22 protein-coding genes are annotated in these 23,653 nt (G+C 63.6%); 11 read left to right on the forward strand and 11 right to left on the reverse strand.

What is annotated here, in order from left to right; genetic code table 11:
* Positions 1-170: 170 nt before the first annotated feature.
* A complete protein-coding gene (locus GLW01_RS10075; protein WP_151439814.1) occupies positions 171-1,040 on the forward strand; it encodes a response regulator in 870 nt (289 codons plus the stop codon).
* On the opposite strand, the gene phoR is transcribed toward GLW01_RS10075, so the two are convergent.
* Genes phoR through GLW01_RS10100 form a run of 5 tightly spaced genes read right to left on the reverse strand, consistent with a single transcriptional unit; the run spans position 1,018 to position 5,120 of the window.
* Entirely contained in the window at positions 1,018-2,325 is a 1,308-nt protein-coding gene (gene phoR / locus GLW01_RS10080) for a phosphate regulon sensor histidine kinase PhoR (protein ID WP_160898967.1), read from the reverse strand. The two genes, GLW01_RS10075 and phoR, sit on opposite strands and share 23 nt — an antisense overlap.
* A 17-nt stretch (positions 2,326-2,342) precedes the next feature.
* Positions 2,343-3,035, reverse strand: a complete 693-nt coding sequence (phoB, locus tag GLW01_RS10085) for a phosphate regulon transcriptional regulator PhoB (RefSeq protein ID WP_160898968.1) — start codon at positions 3,033-3,035, stop codon at positions 2,343-2,345.
* A gap of 60 nt (positions 3,036-3,095) precedes the next feature.
* Positions 3,096-3,992 (reverse strand): 4-hydroxybenzoate octaprenyltransferase, encoded by an 897-nt coding sequence (ubiA, locus tag GLW01_RS10090; RefSeq protein WP_160898969.1) that lies wholly within the window; start codon positions 3,990-3,992, stop codon positions 3,096-3,098.
* Between the two features lie 26 nt (positions 3,993-4,018).
* Positions 4,019-4,564, reverse strand: a complete 546-nt coding sequence (locus GLW01_RS10095) for a chorismate--pyruvate lyase family protein (protein ID WP_202405668.1) — start codon at positions 4,562-4,564, stop codon at positions 4,019-4,021.
* 19 nt (positions 4,565-4,583) lie between these two features.
* Entirely contained in the window at positions 4,584-5,120 is a 537-nt protein-coding gene (locus GLW01_RS10100) for a hypoxanthine-guanine phosphoribosyltransferase (RefSeq protein ID WP_237416562.1), read from the reverse strand.
* 178 nt (positions 5,121-5,298) lie between these two features.
* On the opposite strand from GLW01_RS10100, the gene GLW01_RS10105 reads away from it, so the two are divergent.
* The 5 genes from GLW01_RS10105 to GLW01_RS10125 all read left to right on the forward strand — a co-directional run bounded on the left by GLW01_RS10105 (position 5,299) and on the right by GLW01_RS10125 (position 9,534).
* Positions 5,299-5,466 (forward strand): rubredoxin, encoded by a 168-nt coding sequence (locus GLW01_RS10105; RefSeq protein ID WP_077529675.1) that lies wholly within the window; start codon positions 5,299-5,301, stop codon positions 5,464-5,466.
* Between the two features lie 8 nt (positions 5,467-5,474).
* Complete coding sequence (locus GLW01_RS10110; RefSeq protein ID WP_160898972.1) at positions 5,475-6,638, forward strand: NAD(P)/FAD-dependent oxidoreductase; 1,164 nt, start codon at positions 5,475-5,477, stop codon at positions 6,636-6,638.
* Between the two features lie 29 nt (positions 6,639-6,667).
* On the forward strand, positions 6,668-7,528 hold the full coding sequence (locus GLW01_RS10115) for an acyl-CoA thioesterase (RefSeq protein ID WP_151439821.1): 861 nt from the start codon (positions 6,668-6,670) through the stop codon (positions 7,526-7,528).
* Between the two features lie 103 nt (positions 7,529-7,631).
* Complete coding sequence (locus GLW01_RS10120) at positions 7,632-9,206, forward strand: inorganic phosphate transporter (RefSeq protein ID WP_151439822.1); 1,575 nt, start codon at positions 7,632-7,634, stop codon at positions 9,204-9,206.
* A gap of 61 nt (positions 9,207-9,267) precedes the next feature.
* The gene (locus GLW01_RS10125; protein ID WP_095615898.1) at positions 9,268-9,534 is read left to right on the forward strand and encodes a hypothetical protein; all 267 of its coding nucleotides are present in this window, start codon (positions 9,268-9,270) and stop codon (positions 9,532-9,534) included.
* On the opposite strand, the gene panP is transcribed toward GLW01_RS10125, so the two are convergent.
* Positions 9,528-11,198, reverse strand: a complete 1,671-nt coding sequence (gene panP, locus GLW01_RS10130; RefSeq protein WP_160898973.1) for a pyridoxal-dependent aspartate 1-decarboxylase PanP — start codon at positions 11,196-11,198, stop codon at positions 9,528-9,530. The genes GLW01_RS10125 and panP overlap by 7 nt on opposite strands.
* A 234-nt stretch (positions 11,199-11,432) precedes the next feature.
* On the opposite strand from panP, the gene GLW01_RS10135 reads away from it, so the two are divergent.
* On the forward strand, positions 11,433-13,661 hold the full coding sequence (locus tag GLW01_RS10135) for a hypothetical protein (protein WP_151439824.1): 2,229 nt from the start codon (positions 11,433-11,435) through the stop codon (positions 13,659-13,661).
* A 144-nt stretch (positions 13,662-13,805) separates the two neighbouring features.
* Positions 13,806-14,078 carry a hypothetical protein gene (locus tag GLW01_RS10140; RefSeq protein WP_151439825.1) on the forward strand — a complete coding sequence of 91 codons (273 nt, stop codon included), beginning with the start codon at positions 13,806-13,808 and terminating at the stop codon, positions 14,076-14,078.
* A gap of 38 nt (positions 14,079-14,116) precedes the next feature.
* Here the strand turns inward: GLW01_RS10140 and GLW01_RS10145 are convergent, their stop codons facing one another.
* From GLW01_RS10145 to GLW01_RS10155, 3 genes are read right to left on the reverse strand one after another with little or no spacing between them, the layout of a single operon-like run.
* Complete coding sequence (locus tag GLW01_RS10145; protein ID WP_160898974.1) at positions 14,117-14,407, reverse strand: DUF503 family protein; 291 nt, start codon at positions 14,405-14,407, stop codon at positions 14,117-14,119.
* Positions 14,407-16,092, reverse strand: coding sequence for an isovaleryl-CoA dehydrogenase (locus GLW01_RS10150; RefSeq protein WP_160898975.1), 1,686 nt, complete (start codon positions 16,090-16,092; stop codon positions 14,407-14,409). Before GLW01_RS10150 ends, GLW01_RS10145 begins: the two co-directional genes overlap by 1 nt.
* Positions 16,089-16,721, reverse strand: coding sequence for a TetR/AcrR family transcriptional regulator (locus GLW01_RS10155; RefSeq protein WP_151439828.1), 633 nt, complete (start codon positions 16,719-16,721; stop codon positions 16,089-16,091). The genes GLW01_RS10150 and GLW01_RS10155 overlap by 4 nt, the downstream gene beginning before the upstream one ends.
* A gap of 312 nt (positions 16,722-17,033) precedes the next feature.
* Here GLW01_RS10155 and hemB point away from each other — a divergent pair, with 312 nt between their 5' ends.
* From hemB to GLW01_RS10170, 3 genes are read left to right on the forward strand one after another with little or no spacing between them, the layout of a single operon-like run.
* A complete protein-coding gene (hemB, locus tag GLW01_RS10160; RefSeq protein WP_425356593.1) occupies positions 17,034-18,047 on the forward strand; it encodes a porphobilinogen synthase in 1,014 nt (337 codons plus the stop codon).
* Between the two features lie 9 nt (positions 18,048-18,056).
* Complete coding sequence (gene ppk1, locus GLW01_RS10165) at positions 18,057-20,159, forward strand: polyphosphate kinase 1 (protein WP_160898977.1); 2,103 nt, start codon at positions 18,057-18,059, stop codon at positions 20,157-20,159.
* Positions 20,160-20,162: 3 nt separating this feature from the next.
* On the forward strand, positions 20,163-21,461 hold the full coding sequence (locus GLW01_RS10170; RefSeq protein ID WP_160898978.1) for a DUF945 family protein: 1,299 nt from the start codon (positions 20,163-20,165) through the stop codon (positions 21,459-21,461).
* On the opposite strand, the gene ggt is transcribed toward GLW01_RS10170, so the two are convergent.
* Positions 21,453-23,150, reverse strand: coding sequence for a gamma-glutamyltransferase (gene ggt, locus GLW01_RS10175; RefSeq protein WP_160898979.1), 1,698 nt, complete (start codon positions 23,148-23,150; stop codon positions 21,453-21,455). The genes GLW01_RS10170 and ggt overlap by 9 nt on opposite strands.
* Positions 23,151-23,161: 11 nt before the next feature.
* Positions 23,162-23,650 carry a pantetheine-phosphate adenylyltransferase gene (gene coaD / locus GLW01_RS10180; RefSeq protein WP_095615882.1) on the reverse strand — a complete coding sequence of 163 codons (489 nt, stop codon included), beginning with the start codon at positions 23,648-23,650 and terminating at the stop codon, positions 23,162-23,164.
* Positions 23,651-23,653: the final 3 nt, after the last annotated feature.

A 23,653-nucleotide genomic window follows, 5' to 3' on the forward strand; every position in this document is an offset into this window, starting at 1 on the left:
GGTGAAATAGGTTGTTTCCGACGTGACAGAACAACCATTTCCTACATCAGTGTAAGAAATCTCTTACACGCCTAATGGCAGAATGCTGACATCGGCAGAGCCACGGGCAGCAGCCGGCATTCAGGTCTATAGTGAGGGTATTCCCGCAAACCGATGTCGGATTACCCGCAATGAGCAAACTGAAGGCCCTGGTGGTGGACGATGCCAGCTTCGTAAGGGACCTGGTCAGGCGAACCATGCGTTCCCAGTTTCCCTCCATTGAACTCCATGAGGCGGCGGACGGACGCAAGGCCCAGACGCTGATGGGGCGTGAACGCTTTGATCTGATCCTGTGCGACTGGGAGATGCCCGAGATCTCGGGCCTGGAGCTTCTCCAGTGGGCACGGGGCCACAGTCACTATGGTGAGACGCCCTTTGTGATGGTGACCAGCCGTGGCGACAAGGAGCATGTGGTTGAGGCCATCCGCGAGGGGGTTTCCGATTATCTCGGCAAGCCCTTCAGCCCGGAATCCCTGGGGAAGAAGGTACGCAAGGTGCTGGGCAGTCAGCTCGGCGATGACGGTCAGAAGGCATCAGCCTCCAGTGATGCCTTCCGCCAGTCGGCGGATCTTCTGACCGGTGGTGGCCGGTCCCAGAAAAAGGAAACCCCGCCACCGGCCGGGGAGTCCCCGGTTGAGAGCGGTAACGCCCCACAGCCCCAGACCGGTAAGCCGGCCGGCGGGGCCCGGGGCAGGGAGGCCACCATGGTTGATCTGCGCTTCTCGCAGGCAACGCTGAGAGGGGTGCTGCGGGCGGTTACCCTGAACGACGTCCGGGTCAGCGCCAGGCGCGATGACGCCATGCCGCAGATTCTGGAGCAGGCGGTGGTGGACGTGGATCTGGGAGACAGGATGGCGCGGCTGAACGGCTACGTCTATCAGCTCCAGGCCCAGGAAAAGGACCCGGATACGAAGTTTGTCCAGGTGGTGGTGCGGTTCGTGGATGATGACCCCCAGAAGCTGGAGGATCTGAGCCATTTCATTGCCCGTTTTCAGGGATGATGCGGTTGGCGGGCAGGTGGCAGCGGAAGGTGCTGCCGCTGTTGGGGGTACTGTCGATGCTCAGGTACCCGTCGTGGTTGTAGAGAATGTGCTTGACGATGGCGAGGCCAAGCCCGGTCCCGCCTGTTTCCTTGCTGCGGCTGGGGTCGGCACGGTAGAAGCGTTCCGTGAGCCGCGGGATGTGTTCCGGGTCAATGCCCGGCCCGTCATCCGTAACGCTGACTGAAATGCCTTCGGAACCGGCGCTGTAATCAATGCGGATATGGCCGCCTCCAGGGGTGTATTTCACCGCGTTGAAAATGATGTTGGAGAAGGCACTGCGCAGCTGTTCCGCGTCCCCTCGGATGCGGCGGTTGTCACCGATGCGCAGCTCGATCTCGTGTTCCTGGTCGCCGCTCAGGGCCATGGCGTCCTGCTGGATCTGGCGCAGCAGATCCGCCGGTCTGCATTCCGCGTCGCCGGTGTTGCGGTCGCTGGTCTCCAGCCGGGAGAGCAGTAGCAGATCCGTGATCAGCGCCTCCATGCGGTTGGCCTGGTGGCGCATGGCGTCCATCGGGCGCTGCCAGCCGGAAGGCATGCGGTCGGTCTGCTCGGCGAGCGTTTCCAGGTAGCCGCTCAGCACCGTCAGGGGCGTACGCATCTCGTGGGAGACGTTGCTGACGAAGTCCCGCCGCATCTTCTCCAGCTGGTAGAGCCGCGTTACATCCTTGATGGTGATGAGCCGGTCGTCCTCGCCGAAAAGGTTGATCTCGATCTGCAGCCGTGTGCGCGGACGGGCCGGGGATTCGATCTCCAGCGGCTCCGCATACGCCTTGGCCTCGAAATAGCTGCGGAACTCCGGGGTGCGGATCAGGTTGTGGATGTATTCACCCTGGTCCTGGGTACTGTTGAACCCGCACAGGTTTTCCGCTGCCCGGTTCCACCATTCCATGGCGCCGGCGGCATCGGTCATCACAACGCCGTCACGCAGGGCGTTGGTGGATTCCCGGATCCGGTTGATCATGCTCTGGAGTCGGTCGCGGGCCCGCAGGTGGCGTTTCTGGAGGCGGTAGATGTCGTCCAGGACCTCGCCCCAGAGTCCGGGGGCTTCAGGGGGCTCCGCCTCCTGGTTGCTGCGTTCGAGCCAACGGTGAAGGCGGTTCAACTGATGCAGCATCCAGCCGGCATAGACGGCCAGTGCCAGCGCAAGCACCAGGGCGGGGTGGCCAAGCAGCCAACCCACCAGCAGGGGTGCTGTCAGCAGCAGAGTCAGCCGGCGCAGGTGCTTTTTAAGGCCTGTACTCATTGGATCCCTGGTGGCACTCACTGTTGGCGTGTGGAAAACCGGTAGCCGGCACCCCGGACCGTCTGCACGAGTTTTCCGTGGGCTTCACCCAGGACCTTGCGCAGGCGGCGTATGTGCACGTCCACCGTGCGTTCCTCCACGTAGATCCCGGCGCCCCAGACCTGGTCGAGCAGCTGTTCCCGGGTGTAGACCCGGTCCGGGTGGGTCATGAAGAACTGCAGCAGGCGGTACTCGGTGGGGCCGATATTGACAGATTCGCCGTCGATGGTCACCCAGTGGCCAATCGGGTCCAGGTGGATGCCGCCGATCTCCACAGGGGTATCCATGCCGGGCGGTGTGGAGCGCCGCAGCACCGCCTTGAGCCGGGCCACCATTTCCCTGGGCGAGAAGGGCTTGGTGATGTAGTCATCCGCGCCCACTTCCAGCCCCTGCACCCGGTTGTCCTCCTCGGTTCTGGCCGTGAGCATGATGATGGGGATCTCGGCGGTGCCTTCGTCGCGCTTCAGGCGCCGGGCCAGGTCAATACCGGAGGTGCCGGGCAGCATCCAGTCGAGGATGATCAGGTCCGGGCGCTCGTCCACGATCAGGCTGTGCGCCTGGCGGGCATCGCCGGCCTCAATATAGTGATAGCCCGCCATCTCCAGTGCCACCGCGATCATCTCGCGGATGGAGGGTTCATCATCAACAATCAGGACGGTTTTTTCGGCCATGGATGTTACATCTCTGTCGGCTCAGTTACCGCGCTATTACACAGCCTTATTATGACAGAATCATGACAGCGCCAGATCCAGTGCCAGCCCCAGGAACATTGCGAACCCGGCCCAGTTGTTGTTCAGGAAGGCGCGGAAGCAGCTGTCCCGATCCCGGCTCTGGATGAGCCACTGCTGGTAGCCGAAAAGTCCGCCCATGGTGAGTACCCCCAGCACAAAGAGCGCCCCCAGTTGGGCCTGGAAGCCGACCAGCAGCAGGGTGAGCAGGGTCGTGGCCTGGAGGACGCCCACGGCGGCGCGGTCCATGTCTCCGAAGAGCACGGCCGTGGACTTGATGCCGATCCTGAGGTCGTCATCCCGGTCCACCATGGCGTACAGGGTGTCATAGGCCACCGTCCAGACCAGGTTGGCGATGTAGAGCAGCCAGGCAATGCGGGTGACCTCGCCGGCCTCCGCCGCCCACGCCATGGGGATGGCCCAGGAGAAAGCCGCCCCGAGCACGATCTGGGGAAGGTGCGTGTAACGCTTCATGAACGGATAGATGAAGGCCAGGGCCACGCCGCCGAAGGACAGCCAGAGCGTGAGACGGTTGGTGAAGAACACCACCATCAGGAAGGACACCAGGCAGAGGCCCAGAAACAGGGCGATGGCCTCGCCAGGGCGCACACGGCCGGTGGCGAGGGGGCGTTCGCGGGTACGTTTGACGTGACCGTCGAGGTTGCGGTCGGCGAAGTCGTTGATGACGCAGCCGGCGGCGCGCATGAAGAAGACCCCGAGGGTGAAGATCACCAGGTTGGCCAGGCTCGGGAGGCCGTCGGCGGCCAGCCACAGTGCCCACCAGGTGGGCCAGAGCAGGAGCAGGCTGCCGATGGGCCGGTTGATCCGCATCAGCTGTATGAAATCCGGCAGGCGCTCACGCGCCCGGTCCAGTGCCGGCTGAAGGCGTGTCGTCGTCATGGTTCCCTGTCCGTTGCGGCCCGTGACTAGAGTGGTCGGAGGCTGTCCCCGTGGGTCGGGTGACGGCGCACGGCCTGATCCCTGATGTCGTCCCACAGAGGGGGCAGGAAGCACTCCGTGACCAGCAGGGTACCTTGGCCGCGGCGGAAACGCGAGCGTCGCGCCGGGTACTGGGTGGCATGCCCGAGCGGGTGTGCCTGGCCGCAGGTGAATGCCTCACGGGACCAGGGATGGCGGCCGAAAAGCGCGGAGCCCAATGGGCGGTTACCCAGGTGGCGAAGGCGACGGTTGGGGCCTTCCAGACAGTGGAGCGGGATGACCGTGCGCGCCTGTACCCATGGGGTGTCGTCGCCAATCAATTGCACGTCCCGAATCCACGCCTTCTGGCGGGCTGGAAGGCCAAGTTCCCTGGCTTCGTCCGCTTTCGGAAGGCGATAACCCTCGCGCAGGACGCGCACCCGGAAACGGTGGCGGGTCAAACCACGCAGCAGCCGTGTCAGGGAACCACGATGCCGGACCACCCGGCGCTGGTATCGGGGTAGCCAGTGCCAGGGGCGCGGGCGAAACCCCATGGTGGTTCCCTCCATTGGCCTACAGGCCCCGGACCGCGTAGATGCCCGGTGCGTTGCGCCAGTAGCCCTGGTAGTCCATGCCGTAGCCGAACAGGTAACGGTCTGGGGTCTGCAGGCCGATGAAGTCCGCCTCGAAGCCCGGCTGGCTCTTGCGGTCGTGATGTTTCTCCACCAGTGCCAGTGTCCAGACCCGTTCTGCGCCTTCAGTCTGGCAGGCCTCGGTCAGTGCGGCCAGGGTGTCGCCCTCGTCGAGGATGTCGTCAACGATCAGCACCGTGCGTCCGCTCAGCCGGGTCTGCGGGTGAACCTTCCACTCCAGCTCCCCGCCGGTGGTGTTGCCCCGGTAACGGGAGAGCTGGGCGTAGTCCAGCTGCAATGGAAAGGCTAGACGGGGCAGAAGCTGGCCCGCAACCACCAGACCCCCGTTCATGATGCAGAGGATGAGCGGGTCCTGATCGCCGATGGTGGCGGTTATTTCACCGGCCAGTCGATCCATGGCCTCACTGACCTGGCCTTCCGTGTAGATGCAGTCGGCCTCGTCGAAAACCTGTTGCATTTCAGCTGTGTTCCGGGACATGGCTGGACGCGCTCTCCGCGGTCAGGGGTGGATTTGAAAGGCGCGAGTATAACGCCGCGGTGCCCGATTGTCCCGATTCTGACACTGTCGGGTGTAATCCGGGGGTAGTGTTTGGTTAGAATGCGCTCCATATTTGTCATTCGTTAAGGAGTAGGCCATGAAAAAGTGGCAGTGCGTAGTCTGTGGATTCATCTACGATGAGGCGGAAGGCTGGCCCGAGGATGGCATTGAGCCGGGCACCCGTTGGGAGGACGTGCCCGAGGACTGGACCTGCCCGGACTGTGGTGTGGGCAAGGAAGACTTCGAGATGGTCGAGATCGACTGAGCCCGCCCATGAGCCATAATCAGACCCTGCCCATCGTCATCATTGGAACCGGACTGTCCGGCTACACCCTGGCCCGGGAGCTGCGCAAGCTCGATACGGAAACGCCGCTGGTGCTGATCACGGCCGACGATGGGCGCAGCTATTCCAAGCCCATGCTCTCCAACGGCTTTGCCAAGGGCAAGACCGCGGACGAACTGGCCCAGGCGGACGCGGATACCCAGGCTCAGGCGCTCAATGCACGCATCATGACCCATACCCGGGTTGAGGGCATTGATCCGGAGGCTGGCCGGATTACAACGGACGCCGGAACACTCGACTATGGCCGTCTGATCCTGGCCTGGGGCGCGAACCCCATCCGTATCCCACTTGAAGGCGATGGCATGGACGCCCTCTATCAGGTGAATGACCTTACGGACTATGGCCACTTCCGTGAGGGTGTGGCCGGGGCGCGCCGGGTTGTGATCCTGGGGGCTGGTCTGATCGGCTGTGAGTTCGCCAATGACCTGATCAACGGTGGCTTCGAGGTGGAGGTGGTCGCGCCGGATCCGCGGGTTCTTCCGGCGCTGCTTCCGGAAGCCGCATCGGAGGCGGTACGGGCCGGGCTGGAAGAGGCCGGGGTCCGGTTCCACCTGCAACACAGTGCCAGCGCGGTACATCGAACCAGTGAGGGTGTCATTGTCACCCTGGATGACGGGCGCATGATTGAGGCGGATCTGGGGGTGGCGGCCGTGGGCCTGCAACCGCGGACGGAGCTGGCGGACGCTGCTGGCATCGAGTGTGGTCGGGGCATCCGGGTGAACCAGTATCTGGAGACCAGCGCCCCGGGTGTCTATGCCCTGGGGGACTGCGCCGAGGTCTGCGGGCACGTGCTGCCCTACGTCATGCCTCTGATGGCAGCGGCGCGAGCGCTGGCAAAGAGCCTTACCGGCGAGCGCACCCCGGTGCACTACGGCAGCATGCCGGTGACGGTGAAGACGCCTGCCTGCCCCGTGGCCGTGTGCCCGCCCCCGGCGGACGCGGACGGCGAATGGCACGTCGAGGGCGAGGGCCGCAGCCTGCGTGTCCTGTTCCGGTCGGAAAACGGCGATCTGCTCGGCTTCGCGGTCACCGGTGACTGTGCGGGCGAGAAGCAGTCGCTGTCGAAGGAAGTGCCGGCCATTCTGCCGGCCTGAGAATCAGGTTGATAACGGGAACCGGTGGTATGGAAGAGGTAACGCGCAAGCTTGTTGGGCTGCTGGATGTCGCGCCGCTCGGCGACGACCATTTCAGTGGTGAAAGCGATGATCTCGGCTTTCCCAATGTGTTCGGCGGCCAGGTGCTCGGCCAGGGCCTGATGGCCACCAGCCGTACCGTGGAGGGGCGCCTGGCGCATTCCATGCACGCCTATTTCCTGCGTCCGGGCAACCCGCATCGTGGCATCGATTATGAGGTCCAGCGCGTACGTGATGGCGGAACCTTCAGTGTGCGCAGGGTGATCGCCCGCCAGGATGAGCGTGAGATCCTCACTGCCATGGTCTCCTTCCAGATCGAAGAGGAAGGTTTTGAGCATCAGTTTGATGCGCCCACTGCACCGGATCCGGAAACGCTGACTTCCGAGCAGGCGCTGCGGGAACAGGTGCGTGACCTGATCCCGGAGGAACGGCGCGAGCAGATGATGAAAGAGCGCGCCATCGACATCCGCCCGGTCGAGCCCGAGGATCCGCTCAGGCCGGAACCCGCGGATCCCGCGCGCCAGAGCTGGTTCCGGGCGCGTGGTCCGCTTCCGGACGATCCGGTCCTGCACCGGGCGATCCTCGCCTATGCCTCGGACTTCGGATTGCTCGCCACCTCCATGCGACCCCACGGGGCCGGGTTCTCAACGCCGGGCATGCAGGTGGCAAGCCTGGATCACGCGCTCTGGTTCCACCGGTCCCTGCGCCTGGATGACTGGCTGCTCTACGACATGGACAGCCCCAGTGCTTCTTCCGGGCGGGGCATGAACCGGGGCACGCTCTTCAACCGCAGGGGTGAGCTTGTGGCCTCCGTGGCACAGGAGGCGCTGATTCGACAGCGTAAGGGGTAAGGCGCCACCGTCTTCAGAGCGTGACGGAGGTTTCATTTCTGTGACAGGCTCCATTATAGTGCGCGTGCGAACAACCATTCGACGTGCCCAGTGGTGACGACTCATGACCCAGCCAGCCGTTCCTGACTCCGCTGCCGATTACCTTGCCTCCGATGCCTCCGCCGCCCGTCTTTTCCGTCTGGGCGTGGGGAGCCTGTTCCTGCTCCTGATATGGGCCTTCATGCATTTCGGCGGGCTGACCGTTCCCGGTTCCCCGCTCTTGCTGGTCGCCGCGCTTTTCGGCGGCTACATGGCCATGAACATCGGGGCCAACGACGTAGCCAACAATGTTGGGCCCTCGGTGGGCTCCGGGGCCCTGACCATGACCGGGGCCGTCATCATCGCCGCCATCTTCGAGGCTGCTGGCGCGCTGATTGCTGGTGGCGAGGTGATCAGCACCATCAAGGGCGGCATCATCAACCCGGAGATGGTGGGCGACCCCCGTAACTTCATCTGGCTGATGACCGGGGCGGTGCTGGCCGGTGCCATGTGGCTCAATCTGGCAACGATACTGGGGGCGCCGGTCTCCACCACGCACTCGATCGTGGGTGGCGTGCTCGGGGCCGGGCTGGCCGCCGGAGGGCTGGCCATTGCGAACTGGGGCGTGATGGGCAGCATCGTTGCGTCCTGGGTTATCTCGCCGATGCTGGGTGGCCTGATTTCCGCGGCTTTCCTTTATCTGATCAAGCTGACTGTGCTTTACAAACAGGATCGGGTGATGGCGGCCCGGCGGGTCGTGCCCTGGCTGATCGCGGTCATGGCCTGGGCTTTCGCCACCTATCTGGTCATCAAGGCGCTGCCTGAGATCTGGGACGCCAGCTTCCTGGAGGCCGCAGGCGTGGGCCTGGTGATCGCAGCCATTGCCTTCCAGGTGGTGCGGGCCGGCATTGTGCGCCAGGCGGCGACCATGGCCAACAGTATTGAGGGTGTGAACGGCCTGTTCACCATCCCGCTGGTCTTCGCGGCGGCGCTGCTTTCCTTTGCCCATGGCGCCAATGACGTGGCCAATGCCATCGGCCCGGTGGCGGCCATCAACGAGGCCATCACCAGCGGTGACATTGCTGGCCAGGCTCCCATCCCGCTGTGGGTTATGCTGCTGGGGGCCGTGGGGCTGGCCGTGGGGCTGGCGCTCTACGGGCCTCGTCTGATCAAAACTGTCGGCAGCGAGATCACGGAACTGGACAAGACCCGCGCCTACTGCATTGCACTGGCAGCGGCCATTACCGTGATCATCGCCTCCCAGCTGGGGCTGCCGGTGAGCTCCACCCACATTGCGCTGGGCGCCGTCTTCGGCGTCGGCTTCCTGCGCGAGTTCCTCAAGACCAACTACGCCAGCCGTCTTCATGGCATCCTGGAGCATCACCAGGGGAACGACCGGGAACAGCTTCAGGCGTTTCTGGATGATTTCCGCCGGGCGTCCGTTGAGGAGATGGAGGCCATGATCCGCCAGGCGAAGGAGAAGCAGACGGAAGTGCGCCTGAAGAAGAAAGAGCGCAAGCGCCTGAAGAAGATCTACCAGGAGGAGATGGTCAAGCGCCACCTGATGCTCAAGATCGTGGCCGCCTGGGTGATCACGGTGCCGGCCTCCGGGCTTCTGGCCGCCATGTTCTATTTCACGCTGCGCGGCATTTTCGTCTGATGCATTGCTATACTGGGGCGGATGAATCCATCCAGTAACCGCCCCAAGCCAGGAGAGATTGATGACAACGCCGACTGAAAGCCGCCAGCAGAAGGTCATTGATGAACTCAGGGGCTTCATCCGCAAGGTTCTGAGCGAACCCACAGTGGCTGCGCGCTGCATGGAGATCGCCCGTGAGCATCGCCAGGAGCGCGACGCCCGGGAACGGATCGCCAGGGAGATCAGCGCCGAGACCATTGTGCGGATTCCAGAGGCCCACAGTGAGGCGGATGAGATCTTCCTGGACGTGATCGAGGATGTACTGGAAGAGGAGCAGGCGCTCTACTGAGCCGCCTGTTCCGTGCCTTCCAGAACCGACGCCACGGCGGACTCCAGCGCCCGGCGCTCCCCGGCAATACGCTCTTCGCGCGCGATGCCCGACTGCTCCTCCAGCATGTCACTGAGGATGTCGTGTGTGGTCAGCGGATTGGCCAGAACGACCCGGAATACCACGCAGGGATAGTGGTTGTGCTGGGCCGGCTCCAGCTGGGTCCGTGAGACAAAGGACTTGCCGCGCTCCCGTTGGGTTTTCTGGATGAATCGGGTGATGCGGTTGAGGCTGGCGTTGATGCGTTCCGCCGCAGCCCCGTCTGCCCGCGCCAGTGCTTCCTGGGTGCGGGCCGGGCAGTAGCGGTAGGTGAGGATGTTGAGCTCGGGTTCGGTGATCAGCTCGAAATCATCGTGCTCGCGGATCATGGCTGCAAAGGACCGGGCCTTCTCAATGCCCTGGTCGACCAGGATCTCGTAGCCTTCCCGTCCGATGATGCGCAGCCCGGAATGGATCAGCATGGCCATGCCGGGGCGTGAGCCTTCCAGGGTGGTGCTGCCCAGGTCCTTGGATCCCTTGCGGATGATGTACTGGGCGTGATGCTCGATCACACTCACCGATGCCGGATTGCGGAACAGCACCATGCCCGCGCCCTGGGGCGTGTAAAGCTGCTTGTGGGCATCAATGGTGACGGAGTCCGCCTTCTCGATGCCCTTGAGCCGGTGCCGGTGCTGGCGGGAGAACAGCGTGGGCCCGCCCCAGGCCGCATCCACATGGAAGTGGGCCCGGAATTCCTGGGCGATATCCGCCAGGGTCTCCAGTGGGTCCACGTGCCCGGTTTCCGTGGTGCCGGCAATGCCCACAATCGACAGGACCTTGATCTTCTGGCGCTGGAGCTCCAGGCAACGGTCGCGCAGTGCGTCCGGGTCGATGCGATTGTTGGCATCGGTGGCCACGGGGATGAGATTGTCCCGGCCGATCCCGAGCACATTGGCTGCCTTGGTGAGCGAGTAGTGCCCCCTTGAGGAAACGAGCACCGCAGCCCCTTCATGGCCGTAGAAGCGCAGCGCGCGGAAAAGCCCCTCTCGATGAACGCCCCGGAACCCGCCCTCAGGCGGAAAAGCCTGGTTGCGTGCGACCCACAGCGCCGTGAGGTTGGCAATGGTGCCGCCTGAACACATGGCGCCGAGGGCGTGATGCGGGTCATGCATCCACTGCCGGTACCAGGCGTCCTCGCAGCCATAGACCAGATGATGAAGCATGCCCAGGACCTGGCGCTCCAGCGGAGTGAAGGCCTTGGAGGTCTCGGTCTTCACCAGATTCTGGTTGAGGGCGATCATGATCTTGGACAGCGGCAGCATGAAGTACGGCAGGGCTGAGGTCATATGCCCCACAAAGCTGGGTGACGCCGTGTGCACGGACTGGGAGACCAGCTTGTCCAGAAGGAACTGGGCCTGTTCGGAAACGAAGATGGGTTTCTCCGGAACGCGGGGGTCCTGGAAGTCCTTCTCCATTTCGCCCATTTCGCGCTCCAGGGCCACGATGTGGTCCTGCAGGAAGCCGGTCAGGTTCCGGGATATGTCCTGGTCCAGACGGCTGAGCGTCGAGTCCGGAGCCTCCGGAATGGTGAAGATCCGGTACATTGCCTCCAGACTGGCTTGTGCGGTTTTTCTCTGGCCGCTCATGACTGCTTGGGCTCCAGTATGGTTGCAGGGCGTTCGTCTCAGGTGCCCAAACCAGAAAGTATAAGGACTGAGCTTACGCCAGACCAGCACCCGTCGCCTCTGGCGCTGTGCTCGGGTATGTGTCGAATTGCAACCGATGGATTGCGAATCGCGCTGGACAAGCTATCTTGATGGAGGGTGAAAATCCAGTAATCTGCCCTCCATTCAGCGCGGCACAGAGACAGGTATCAGGTCATGAGCGAGTCGAACACGACGACCGGGGAAGATCATACGGAGCAGTCGGCCGGGGAGCCGACCGGCGACCAGAAGACCGGCCGTGCCAGCCAGGCCAAATCCAGCGGCAAAGGCAAGTCGGGCGGGACGCGCCGCCGTTCAGGCACTGGTGGCCAGAGCAGTACGTCACCGGAGCCCTATATGTACTTCACCGAGAAGGATCTTGACCAGATCCTGTCGAACCTGGATGAGCTCCGGGCCAATGTGTTCCCCAATACCATTACCGGTGCGGCGCCGGACAAGACCGGGCGCAATGACCAGGTTTTCCCGTCCGTATGCCTGATCGGGCTGGGCCGGTGCGGCTCCAACATCGCGCTGGACGTTGCCGCGCTGGTGCACAGTGCCCGCACCTATTACCTGCAGGAGCTGAACAGCGAGGAGCGGCGCAGCCGTGAGAAGGAAGTGGGCCCGATGCGCTGGATCCGCAACAGCCTCAACCTGCCCACGCCGAACTCGGTGAAGCCGGTATTCCTGATCGAGCCCATGGTGATGCTCGGTGATCTGGACAAGGACATTGAGGGCCGCATCCAGCTGACCCATAACAAGGAGGACGACAACTACCTCCTGGACGACTACAACAAGCTCAAGATCATGGATCTTTCCGAGGTTCACGCCGGTGGTGCGGGTAACGCGCCCATCCTCGGCCAGTACCTGGCCAAGATCATCCTCAACAAGGATACCCAGCAGTTCAGCAACGAGGACTGGAAGTTCATCCACTCCTATCTGATCGACTCCTGCGGTATCAAGGCGAACCAGTCACGCCTGTATTTCTACATCTTCTCCGCTGGTGGCGGCACCGGTTCCGGCATGGCCTCAGAGTTCGGGCTGGCGCAGCAGTACGCCTACATGCGCAAGACCTTTGATCCCAAGCTGGAGGACACTGGCATCCAGAATCAGGATCACGCCTTCATCTTCGAGCCCATCTTCACCAGTGGCATCTGCATCCTGCCGAACATCCAGGACAACCAGGTGGAGATGTCCGAGGCGCTGCACATCAACGCCGGTCGCCTGCTGTGCAAGTATCTCTCCGAGGAGTGGGACTTCTCCTACAACTTCGACACGGAGGAGACCAGCGATGAGAACATGATGAACCGCATCCGGCCCTGGAACGCCATGATGCTGATCTCCAACGACATCATGCGCTACGCGGAGCAGACGGATGACGGCAACATCCAGTACGTGGATGTGAACGCGATGGAGAAGTACGCCAACCAGTACATCTCCCAGCAGATCTTCAACATCCTCACGGCCCAGGCGGTGACTACCGACTACGACGAGGACTACTTCCGCCGTGCCGGCGTGGACATCGGCGAGACCATCCGCCTGGACGCCAACGACCTGTTCATGAGCCTGGCCGGGCCGGTGGCCGTGGCCTATGCGGAGTCCGTGGTACCGACCACGCCCCATGATGTCAGCGACCGTAAGCGCTTTGATGAGGAGTCGCGTCTGGACATCGATGACCTCTTCTACCGCTCCATCGACCTGCCGCATTTCAACAAGGTAACCCAGGCCATCGAGGGCGTGAGCCTGCTGCCGATCGAGTCGGAGCGTTACCGTGAGCGGCTCAAGCGTTTCCGGGACTCCGGCTACAACGCCGAGACCCTGAGTGACCTGCATTTCTTCCAGAACTGTTCGTCCATTGTCTCGATCGTGTCACTGCCCAAGGACTACAAGCTCTCCTATGTGGACCTGAACCGGCTCAAGACACACCTCAACGCGCTCTTCCCGAACACCACGCTCAAGCGCTACGCACTGGTGATCGGGGCTTCGGCGAACCTCTCGCTGACCACCCTGGTGGTCAAGAGCCCGTGCCTGAGCGACGACTTCCTGACCCTGATCACGGCCTACATCAAGCGCTGCTTCGCCAACGAGAGCTCGCGCTTCGATGACACCCTGGATCGCAGCATGCTCCAGTTCATCAAGAACGAGGAGTTTGATGAAGAGCTGGTGGATCAGATGCTCAACGAGTTCGAGAACCCGGCCAAGATCCTTGATACCAACTGGTACGCCATCAAGCCGATGTATGAGAAGAAGTACCGGGAGATGTGCCACGACCGGAGCAACTTCGTCTCGATCAACGACATCCGGCTGAACCGGGACAACATCAAGAAGGCGATCAAGTACCTGCGCGAAATCTACAGGCACAAGATCAGCAAGACCCAGATGATCTCACTGAACGACGATCTGTGAGGCATGGCGCCCGGCTGCAAGTCGGGTGATTCTGGGTAACGCCCTGAACAAGCTGAATTAATGGTAATAGGGCGGTTATTGCCGCCGTGCGTAAACAAATGTAAAAGTCTGCGGCACATTCCAAGTCAGAAGGAAAGTGTCGTTATGAAACGCGAATGGATTATTGGCCTAACACTCGTGGCTGCACTGGGTCTCGCCGGTTGTGGTGATGATTCCTCAATGGAGGAAGCCGGTGAAGAGATGGAAGAAATGGCGGAAGATACCGCTGACAGTGCGGAGGAAACCACCGAGGATATGACTGGCACCCAGGAAAACGCCATGGAGCAGGCTGAAGAGACTGCCGAGGAAACCGGGGAAGAAATGGGTGAGGCAGCCGAGGAAGCCGGAGACGGTATCGAGGAGAGTACCGACGAGTAACGGCGCTACCGTTCCTCGCGCAGGCGAAGCTGGTTGCCTCAGTCGATCTCGACCTGGGTGTCGAGGATGGGGGCATCAATCCGCGCAAGGATGGCTTTTTCGACTTCCTGCAGGCGATACTGGAGCAGTCGGGGATCCGGGCCGGTGGTGACCACGCTCCAGGTGGCCAGGCCGGGGTCGTCCTGGTCGGCGATCTCGGCCACGGCCAGATCCGGTTCCCTGCCCCAGATCCGGCGCATGGCCGAGAAGACGCGTTTCTTGTCCCGCACGGTTTCGCAGCCGTAGACCTGGAAATGCAGGGTCATGACGCCCAGGTGCGGGTGCTCCATCAGTCCTCCACGCTGGGCGTCGCGCGCTCGATGATGGCCGCGCAGTCGACGTCGTCCGGCAGGTTGCCGAACTGGAAGTGGTCGCGATGGCGGAGTCGGCCGGCACAGAAGCCTTCGGCGACCGTCGTGTTCTCGCCGCGCAGCAGCAGTGACGCCTGGATCGCCAGCGCCATGCGGTCCGTGAGGTTGCGGGCGCGGTATTCCAGGTTGTCGTTGTTGCGGAACTCATCCTCGAGTTCGCTGGTGAACGCGTCAAAGTCCGCGTTCATGCCCCGAGCCCGGTTCACTTCCGCGAAGAAGCTGTCGAGCACGCCGGGTTCACGGTTCATGGCCCGCAGAACATCCAGGCACTGGACGTTGCCGCTGCCTTCCCAGATGGCATTGACCGGCGATTCGCGCAGCAGGCGTGGCATGATGCAGTCCTCCATCAGGCCGCTGCCGCCGATGCACTCCATGGCCTCGTAGGCGTGCTGGGGCGTGCGCTTGCAGATCCAATACTTGCCCACCGCCGTGACCAGGCGGACCAGGTTGCGTTCCTCCGGGTCATCCTGGTTGTCCATCGCGCGAGCCATGCGCATGGTCAGTGCCACCGAGCCTTCGCTTTCCAGAGCCAGGTCTGCGAGCACATTCTGCATCAGCGGCTGCTGGTTGAGCCGGCCACCAAAGGCGTCCCGGTAGGCGCAGTGGTGCAGCGCCTGGGCCGCGGCCTGGCGCTGGCCGGCGGCGGAGCCGATCATGCAGTCGTAGCGGGTCATGGCGACCATCTCGATGATGGTGGCCACGCCCCGGCCCTCATCGCCCACCATCCAGGCGTGGGCGCCACGCAGCTCCGCCTCGCTGGAAGCGTTGGCGACGTTGCCCATCTTGTTCTTCAGGCGCTGGATCTGCATCGCGTTCTTTGTACCGTCCGGGCGCCAGCGCGGCATCAGGAAGCAGCTCAATCCGCCCGCGGCCTGGGCCAGAACCAGGAAGGCATCGCACATGGGCGCTGATACGAACCACTTGTGTCCTACCAGCTGGTACGCCTTCCCCGGGCCCTCCTCCGCCAGCGGGTAAGCCCTGGTGGTGTTGGCGCGTACGTCGGAACCACCCTGTTTCTCGGTCATGGCCATGCCGATGGTGACCGCCTGTTTTTCCGAATCCGGCACATTGCGGGGGTCGTAGTGGCGGCTGAGGATCTTGGGCAGCCAGTACTCCGCCAGCTCGGGCTGTTTCCGGAGCGCCGGTACGCAGGCAAAGGTCATGGTGATGGGGCAGCAATGGGCTGCTTCCACCTGGCTGTGCATGTAGTAGCGCGCGGCACGAACCACGTGGGCGCCCTCGCCGGGGTCGGTCCAGGGGGCGCTTTGCAGGCCGCCTTCCAGCGCCATGGTCATGAGCTCATGATAGGCGGGGTGGAAGCGCACTTCGTCGATGCGGTGGCCAAAGCGGTCGTGGGTATGGAGTTCTGGCTTGTTGGCGTTGGCGCTGTGGCCCAGATCAATGACATCCGAGCGGCCGGTGATGGCGCCGTAGACGTCCAGTTCGCTCTCTGCCCGCGCGGCGCCTTCGCGCCGGATGGCTTCCTGGAGGGCCAGGTCCTCGCGGTAGAGGTTGTAATCCTCAAGTGCGGGGGGCTGATTGAAGACTTCGTGGGTGTCCGCCAGGAAGGTGCTGTCCTGGTTGGTCTCAAGGGGGGCGTTCATTGTTGTTGTCCTCCGGGTGCTCGTACGGCCTGCAGGCAGAGCCTTACGACGTCATGGATCAGCTGGTCGGCCTTTTCCCTGTCGAGCCCGTCGGCGGCGGGTGACAGGGGACCGACCAGTGCTTCGGCAATGGCACCGACCGTGGCGGCACTGCTGAGTTTCGGGTTCTGATCCGGGCGGAAGCATCCCTCGCGTATGCCCCGGACCAGGGTCTGTTCAAAAAGTTCCGCATAGGCCTGGCGGTAACGCAGGCGTTCCTCGTCGACCAGGGGGTCAACCGGCTCGGCAATCAGTGCCCATGCCATGGTGGGCGAGCGGATGGCTCTTCTGGCAAAGACTTCCAGCGCTTTGGCCAGTGCCTCATCAGCAGGGCCTGTGGTGTTCAGCGCTTCACCGACACGCTTGACCTCCACTTCGGTTGCATGCCGGAAAACCTCCGCAAAAAGGTCACTCTTGGACTCAAAATGGCGGTAGACAGAACCAATGGCGACACCGGATTCCTCGGCAACCCGCGCTACGGAGGCGGCCCCGAAGCCACCTGAAGCGACCAGACTCTGGGTGGTATCGAGGATGCGCTGGCGTGTGGCTTCCTTGCGGGCCCGCATGCGTGGCGTTTCGCGATAGGCCATGGATGCTCCTGAATCCGGGGCAATCTACAATGATTGAATAACAATTCAGTTCTTACGTCAAGCTCTGTCGGAGATAAGAGGAATCCGTGAAAAAGCCGGGCACAGAGGCCCGGCGGAGCAGTACTTCAAGGGATAGCGGTCAGGTGCGTTCAGGCCCCTGACCTGACTTACAGTCTAGCTGCTGCAGCTGGCCCGGGCCCGCGCTGCAACAAAAAATCACATCCTCCGGCTGGCCGGAAACCTGCCCGGCTTGCAGGCGCTCTCTGGCATAATGGTGCCAGCAAGGCCATGAGTAGCAAGAGGAGACGGACAGTGACCCGCCACAGCCGAGAGTTCCCAGCAACCCGCATGCGCCGTAACCGTCGTGACGCATTTTCCCGTCGCCTGGTGCGCGAAACGCACCTGGGCGTGGATGACCTGATCTACCCGGTCTTTGTGCTGCCGGGCGAAGGGCAGACGGAGCCGGTTCCCTCCATGCCGGGGGTTGAGCGCCACAGCATTGACCGGCTCCTGGTTCATCTGGAAGAGGTGGTGGAGCTGGGAATACCGGCAGTGGCGCTGTTTCCGGTCACTCCTGCGGAGCGCAAGAGTGAGGACGCCGCCGAGGCCTGGAATCCGGACGGTCTGGCCCAGCAGGCGGTGCGGGCGATCAAGCAGCGCTTCCCGGAACTGGGGGTCATGACGGACGTGGCTCTGGATCCGTTCACCAGTCACGGCCAGGATGGGATCATCGATGACAGCGGTTATGTGCTCAACGATGAAACCCTGGTAGCACTGGTGCGCCAGGCGGTTTCCCACGCCCGGGCCGGAGCGGATGTGGTGGCGCCTTCAGATATGATGGATGGCCGCATCGGCGTTATCCGTGAGGCGCTGGAAGATGAAGGTTGTGTGAACACCCGGATCATGGCCTATTCTGCCAAGTATGCCTCCAGCTACTATGGGCCCTTCCGGGATGCGGTGGGCTCGGCGGCCAACCTGGGTGGCGGCGACAAGCGGACCTACCAGATGGATCCGGGCAATCTGGACGAGGCGCTGGAGGAGGTGGCGCTGGACCTGGGCGAGGGCGCGGATATGGTCATGGTCAAACCCGGTATGCCCTACCTGGATGTGATCAACCAGGTGCGCAATGAATTCCGGGTGCCGGTTTTCGCCTACCAGGTCAGCGGCGAGTACGCCATGCACATGGCCGCCGGCGAGAAGGGCTGGCTGGACGCCGATGCGGTGATGATGGAGAGCCTGACCGCCCTGCGCCGTGCCGGTGCCGATGCCATACTCACCTATTTCGCGGTCAGGGCTGCACGCCTGCTCAGGGGCACCAACGCATAAGGACGCATCATGAACCAGGCGGTAACCGACACCAGTAGCCTGCAGCTGCCGGACCTCAAGGCGCCGGAGAACTATTTCAATCGCGAGATCAGCCACCTGCAGTTCAACTACCGGGTGCTGCGTCAGGCCTGTGATGAAAGCCATCCGCTGCTGGAACGGCTCATGTTCTGCTGCATCTTCAGCAGCAATATGGACGAGTTCTTTGAGATCCGGGCCGCCGGTCTGCGCCAGCAGCTCAAGTACGGTCGGGAAGTGCCCGGCCCGGATGGGCGGGCGCCGCAGCAGACTTTGAGCGAGATCGCCGATGTTGCCCACCGTTATGTGGAGGAACAGTACCGGATCCTGAACGAACGGATCATTCCGGAACTTCGCGAGGAAGACATCCACTTCGTGCGTCGGCGGGACTGGACCCGGGCCCAGGCGGACTGGGTGGCACGCTATTTCCGGGATGAGATCATGCCGGTGGTTAACCCCATCGGGCTGGATCCATCCCATCCGCTGCCGCGGCTGGTGAACAAGAGCCTGAACTTCATCGTGGAACTGGACGGTAAGGACGCCTTCGGCCGGGAGACCGGCATGGCGATCGTGCCTGCGCCGCGTTCGCTGCCCAGGCTGGTGCGGCTGCCGGACGAGGTGTGCACCAGTGGCGACAATCTGGTGTTCCTGTCCTCCATGATCCACGCGCACGCCAACCTGCTGTTTCCCGGTATGCGCATCAAGGGCTGCTACCAGTTCCGCCTCACGCGCAACGCGGACCTGGAACTGGAGGATGATCTGGAGGATCTGGCCTCCGCCCTGCGGGGTGAGCTTCTGAGCCGGCGCTTTGGCGATGCGGTACGCCTGGAGGTGGCGGACAACTGCCCCCGCCACCTGGCGGATTTCCTGCTGCGCCAGTTCGGCCTGACGGAGCGCGAACTCTACTGGGCCAACGGTCCCGTGAACCTGGCGCGCCTGACCGCCGTCAGCGATCTGGTGGACCGCCCGGACCTGCAGCATCCCCCCATGACGCCGGGTCTGCCCAAAACCCTCAAGGGCCGTGAGAGTACCCTGGATGCCGTGCGTCAGCAGGACATACTGCTGCTGCATCCCTACGAAAGTTACTCGCCCGTGGTGGATTTCCTGCGCCAGGCCGCTCGGGATCCGCAGGTGCTGGCCATCCGTCAGACCCTGTATCGCACCGGCGCTGACTCCGAGATGGTGGAGGCCCTGGCCGAGGCGGCACGACGGGGTAAGGAAGTGACGGCGGTCATCGAGTTGCGGGCCCGTTTCGATGAGGCGGAAAACCTGGAGCTGGCGAGTCGGCTCCAGGAGGCCGGTGTGATCGTGGTCTACGGCGTGGTGGGCTACAAGACCCACGCCAAGATGATCCTGATCGTGCGCCGGGAGAACGGGCGCCTGAAGCGCTATGTGCATCTGGGGACCGGCAACTACCATGCCGGCAACGCGCGGCTCTATACCGACTACAGTTTCATGAGCTGCGACGACGCCCTGGGCGACGACGTCAACAAGATCTTCCAGCAGCTGACCGGCATGGGCAAGACCCTGCGCATCCAGAAGCTGCTGCACGCGCCCTTTACCCTGCACAAGCGGGTGCTGGAGATGATTGAGCGTGAGACCTCCAATGCGCTGGCCGGCAAACGCGCGCGCATCATCGTCAAGGTCAACGGCCTGACCGAGGCGGAGGTGATCCGGGCGCTCTACCGGGCCTCCTGCGCCGGGGTCCAGGTGGATCTGATCGTGCGTGGCATCTGCTGCCTGCGCCCCGGGGTCGAGGGGCTCTCCGACAACATCCGTGTGGTTTCCATCATCGGGCGCTTCCTGGAGCACAGCCGCGTCTACTGGTTCGCCAATGCCGGGGAACCGGAGGTCTACTGCTCCAGCGCCGACTGGATGGAGCGCAACCTGATCAGCCGGGTGGAAACCTGCTTCCCGATTGAGGACCGGCGGCTGGCGCGGCGGCTGCGCCGGGATCTGGAGGTGTACCTGAGGGACAACGCCCAGAGCTGGGAACTTCAGCCCGACGGCAATTACATTCAGCGCCAGCCGGCTGCCGGGGAGAAACGTGTGGCCAGTCAGCAGGCGTTGATGCAGCGGCTCACGGGGTCCAGCTGAACCATGCGCTGGCTGCCCCTGATCGCGCTTGCGTTGCTGGTCGCTATTGCCGGGGGTGCTCCCTATGGTCTGGGGGCGCTCACGGAATCCGGGTTCCGTTCGGTTGTGCGTGATTTCGACCGGGAGAGCCGTGACTGGCGGCTGACCAACCTGGATTACGAGCGCGGCTATCTCAACGCGGTTGCCCGGTATGAGCTGCGCTGGCGCTCGGGCGATGGCCGGGAGCAGGTGCTTCCGCTGGTGACGCGCTTCAACCATGGGCTGACGGATGTGCGGGCGGTAACGCGCCTGACGGACGACGCTCTTGAATCGCTTTCCCCGCTGATGCCCGAGGGGCAGGAGCCAAGGCTCCGGGTCGAGGTTGGCGTCGGTGGTGGCACTGATATCCGCATGCGTATTCCCCGGCTTGAATGGGGGCCGGACACGCCGGTCCCCGAGCTGGCAGGGTCCAGCGGCGAGGTCGCCCCGGTGGATCTGACCGGGGAATGGTCGCGGGGGAATCACCACCGGCTGAGTATGCAGTGGGCGGGGCTTTCCATGGATCTGGGCGACGCCCGCATCGAGGTGGACAGCGTTAACCTCGATCACCGGCTGGGCCCTCTGGGTGAGCGTCTCTGGCAGGGCGAAAGCCGGCTTGATGTGGCTTCGCTGACGGTGGACCCGGTTCTGGACGATCCGATCGTGGCCGAGGATGTCCGTTTCCGGCTCCGGGCCGGAGACGAGGAAGGCTATCTGGATGCCAGCCTGGAGGCTGTGATCGGGGAGCTGCGTAACGCGGGGCGTTCCTTCGGTCGTCAGGCGCTGTTGCTGAAGGCGGAGGATCTTCATACAACCAGTCTCAACAACGCTGTGGACAGTTTCATGGAACTGCGCTCGGCCGAGGCGGATGCCGGGGACGGCACTGGGCTGCAGGGCCAGGAACTCATGGACCGGTACACCCGTCTTTCCCGGAACCTGCAGACGCTGTCCGCGCGTGGTGGGCGCCTGAGCCTGGAGGAACTGCTTCTGACGCTGCCGGATGGCACTGTGGAAGGGGAGGGCTTCCTGGCTTACCCGCGCCGGCCCGAGTCGGAGTGGGAGCAGCCGGTGAGTCTGCTCCGGCATGCCAGGGCCGAGGGTGTCCTGTATGTGGACCGCGGCATGGTCTGGGCCCTGCCGCGGGTCGCGCGACGCCTACTCGGCCGGCTCGAGCGGGAGAACGTGGTCACGCCCCGGGACGGGCGCTATCACCTGGACCTGCGTCTGGAATCGATGCAGCTCCGGGTCAACGACGCCCGCTTCGAGGTGCCCCCCTTACTCTGAGTCCGCCGGCAGGTGGATGAGGCCAGCGCTGCCGATGCCGCGCGGGTCGGCGGCGCCCCGGATGAGCCCCGAGCTCCTGTCCCGCTGGATCAACTGCATGTTGCCGTAGGTGCGGTCCACGTCGTGCAGTTCATGACCCATGGCCCGCAGTGCCTGTTTCTCGGCCTGTGAGAAGGTCTGCGGCTCATGCTCGATCCGGTCCGGCTCATACTGGTGGTGGAAGCGCGTACGGCTGACCACCGTTTCAGGGGGCCTGCCATCGAGCACATCCAGTGCGGCCAGGAAGTTCATGGTGATGATCCGGCTGCCGCCCGGGGCGCCCAGCGCCGTGATCCTTTTCGGGCTGCGGATGATCAGCGGGCTCATGCTGGAAAGCGGGCGCTTGCCGGCTTCCACCTGATTCGCCTTACCGCCGACCAGCCCCCACGCATTGGCATGCCCGGGGCGGATGCTGAAGTCATCCATCTCGTTGTTCAGTACAACGCCGGTGTCCTCGGAGGTGACCCCGGAGCCGAACGGATAGTTGATGCTCAGGGTGGCGGATACGATGTTGCCCTCGGCGTCCATGACCGACAGATGGGTGGTGTGGTGGCCGTCGGTGCCGGGGCCACCCAGATCGGCGCTGGGCGTTGCGCGCTGGGGGTTGATGCTGCTCGCGAGGGTTCGCAGGTAGGCCGGATCGCGCAGCCGTTCCCGGGGGATATCGGTGTAGGCGGGGTCGCCCATGTGCACGGCGCGATCCCGGTAGGCCCGGCGCATCATTTCGGCCAGCCAGTGTACGCGGGTTACCCGGTCTGCGTCCTCGGGAACCGGCCGCTGCTCCAGCATGCCGAACAGCTGGGCCAGTGCCATGCCGCCCGAAGAGGGTGCCGGGGCGGTCAGCAGGGTGGCATTGCCGTAATCGATGCGTACAGGATCGCGCTCGATCAGTTCATAGCCGGCCAGGTCTTCCATGGTCCAGATGCCGCCGGCCTCGCGGGCATCCTCAACCAGCTGTTCCGCGACCGGTCCCTGGTAGAACCCCGCGCGTCCTTCATCGGCCAGGGTTTCCAGTGTCCGTGCCAGTGCCGGTTGACGGATTTCATGGCCTTTATCCGGGACTCTGCCGTCCTCCAGGAAAAGGTCACGGGTGCCGGGGTACTCCCGCATGACCTCCAGGCGGAAGTTGGCGAGATTGCGGTAACGCTCATCCACGGGGAAGCCTTCACGGGCAAGGCGGATGGCCGGGGCCAGGCTGCGGGTGAGCGGCAGCTGACCGTATTCCGAGGCCATGTGGTCAAAAGCCGCGGGCTGGCCGGGAATGCCTGCGGCCAGGGCGCCGTTCAGCGAGGGCTTGCCTTCCCGGACGTCGCCTTTTTCATTGAGGTAGAGTTCGGGGTGGGCGTCACCAGGCGCTTCTTCCCGGGCATCGATGACGGTAGTCTCGCCGTCGGCCTGCCGGATAACCCAGAAGCCGCCACCGCCAATGCCCGAGCTGTAGGGTTCCACTACGCCCAGGGCGGCAGCGGTGGCGACGGCCGCATCCACGGCATTGCCGCCGTTCTCAAGGACCTTGAGTCCGGCCTCGGTGGCCATGGGGTGGGCCGAGGCAACGCCGGCGTTGGGCTCGGGCTGCCCGCCGCTCAGGGCACATCCGGTCATGAGCAGCGCGGCGAGCGCTGCGGTGAACAGGCTGCCGATGCGTTTCATGGCGTGTCTCCTCAGCCGTTGCGTTGCTGGAAATGGCGGTGGAGGCTCTCCGAAACCTCGGGGTCGACAAAGCCGCTGACATCCCCGCCCAGACCGGCGATTTCCCGGATCAGGCTGGAGGAGAGAAAGGACAGGTGGTTGGCCGGTGTCAGGAAAATGCTTTCGACCCCGGGTGCCAGTTCCCGGTTCATGTCCGCGAGCTGGAACTCGTATTCGAAGTCCGAAGCTGCGCGCAGGCCCCGCAGGATGATGTTGCCGTTCTGTTCCTTAACGAAGTCCGCCAGCAGTTTGCTGAAGCCCATCACGCGGACGTTGGGCAGGTCCGAGAGGACGTGTTCGCAGAGCCGGACCCGTTCTTCCAGGGGCAGCAGGGGGCCTTTCTTGGTGCTGGAGGCAACGGCGACCACGACTTCGTCGAAAATGCGGGATGCGCGCTGGACCAGATCCGTGTGGCCGTTGGTGACCGGGTCAAAGGTGCCCGGGTAGATGGCAGTGTTCATCAG

Origin of the sequence: Vreelandella halophila (genome assembly GCF_009856365.1) — a bacterium.
Lineage (GTDB): Bacteria > Pseudomonadota > Gammaproteobacteria > Pseudomonadales > Oleiphilaceae > Halospina > Halospina utahensis_B.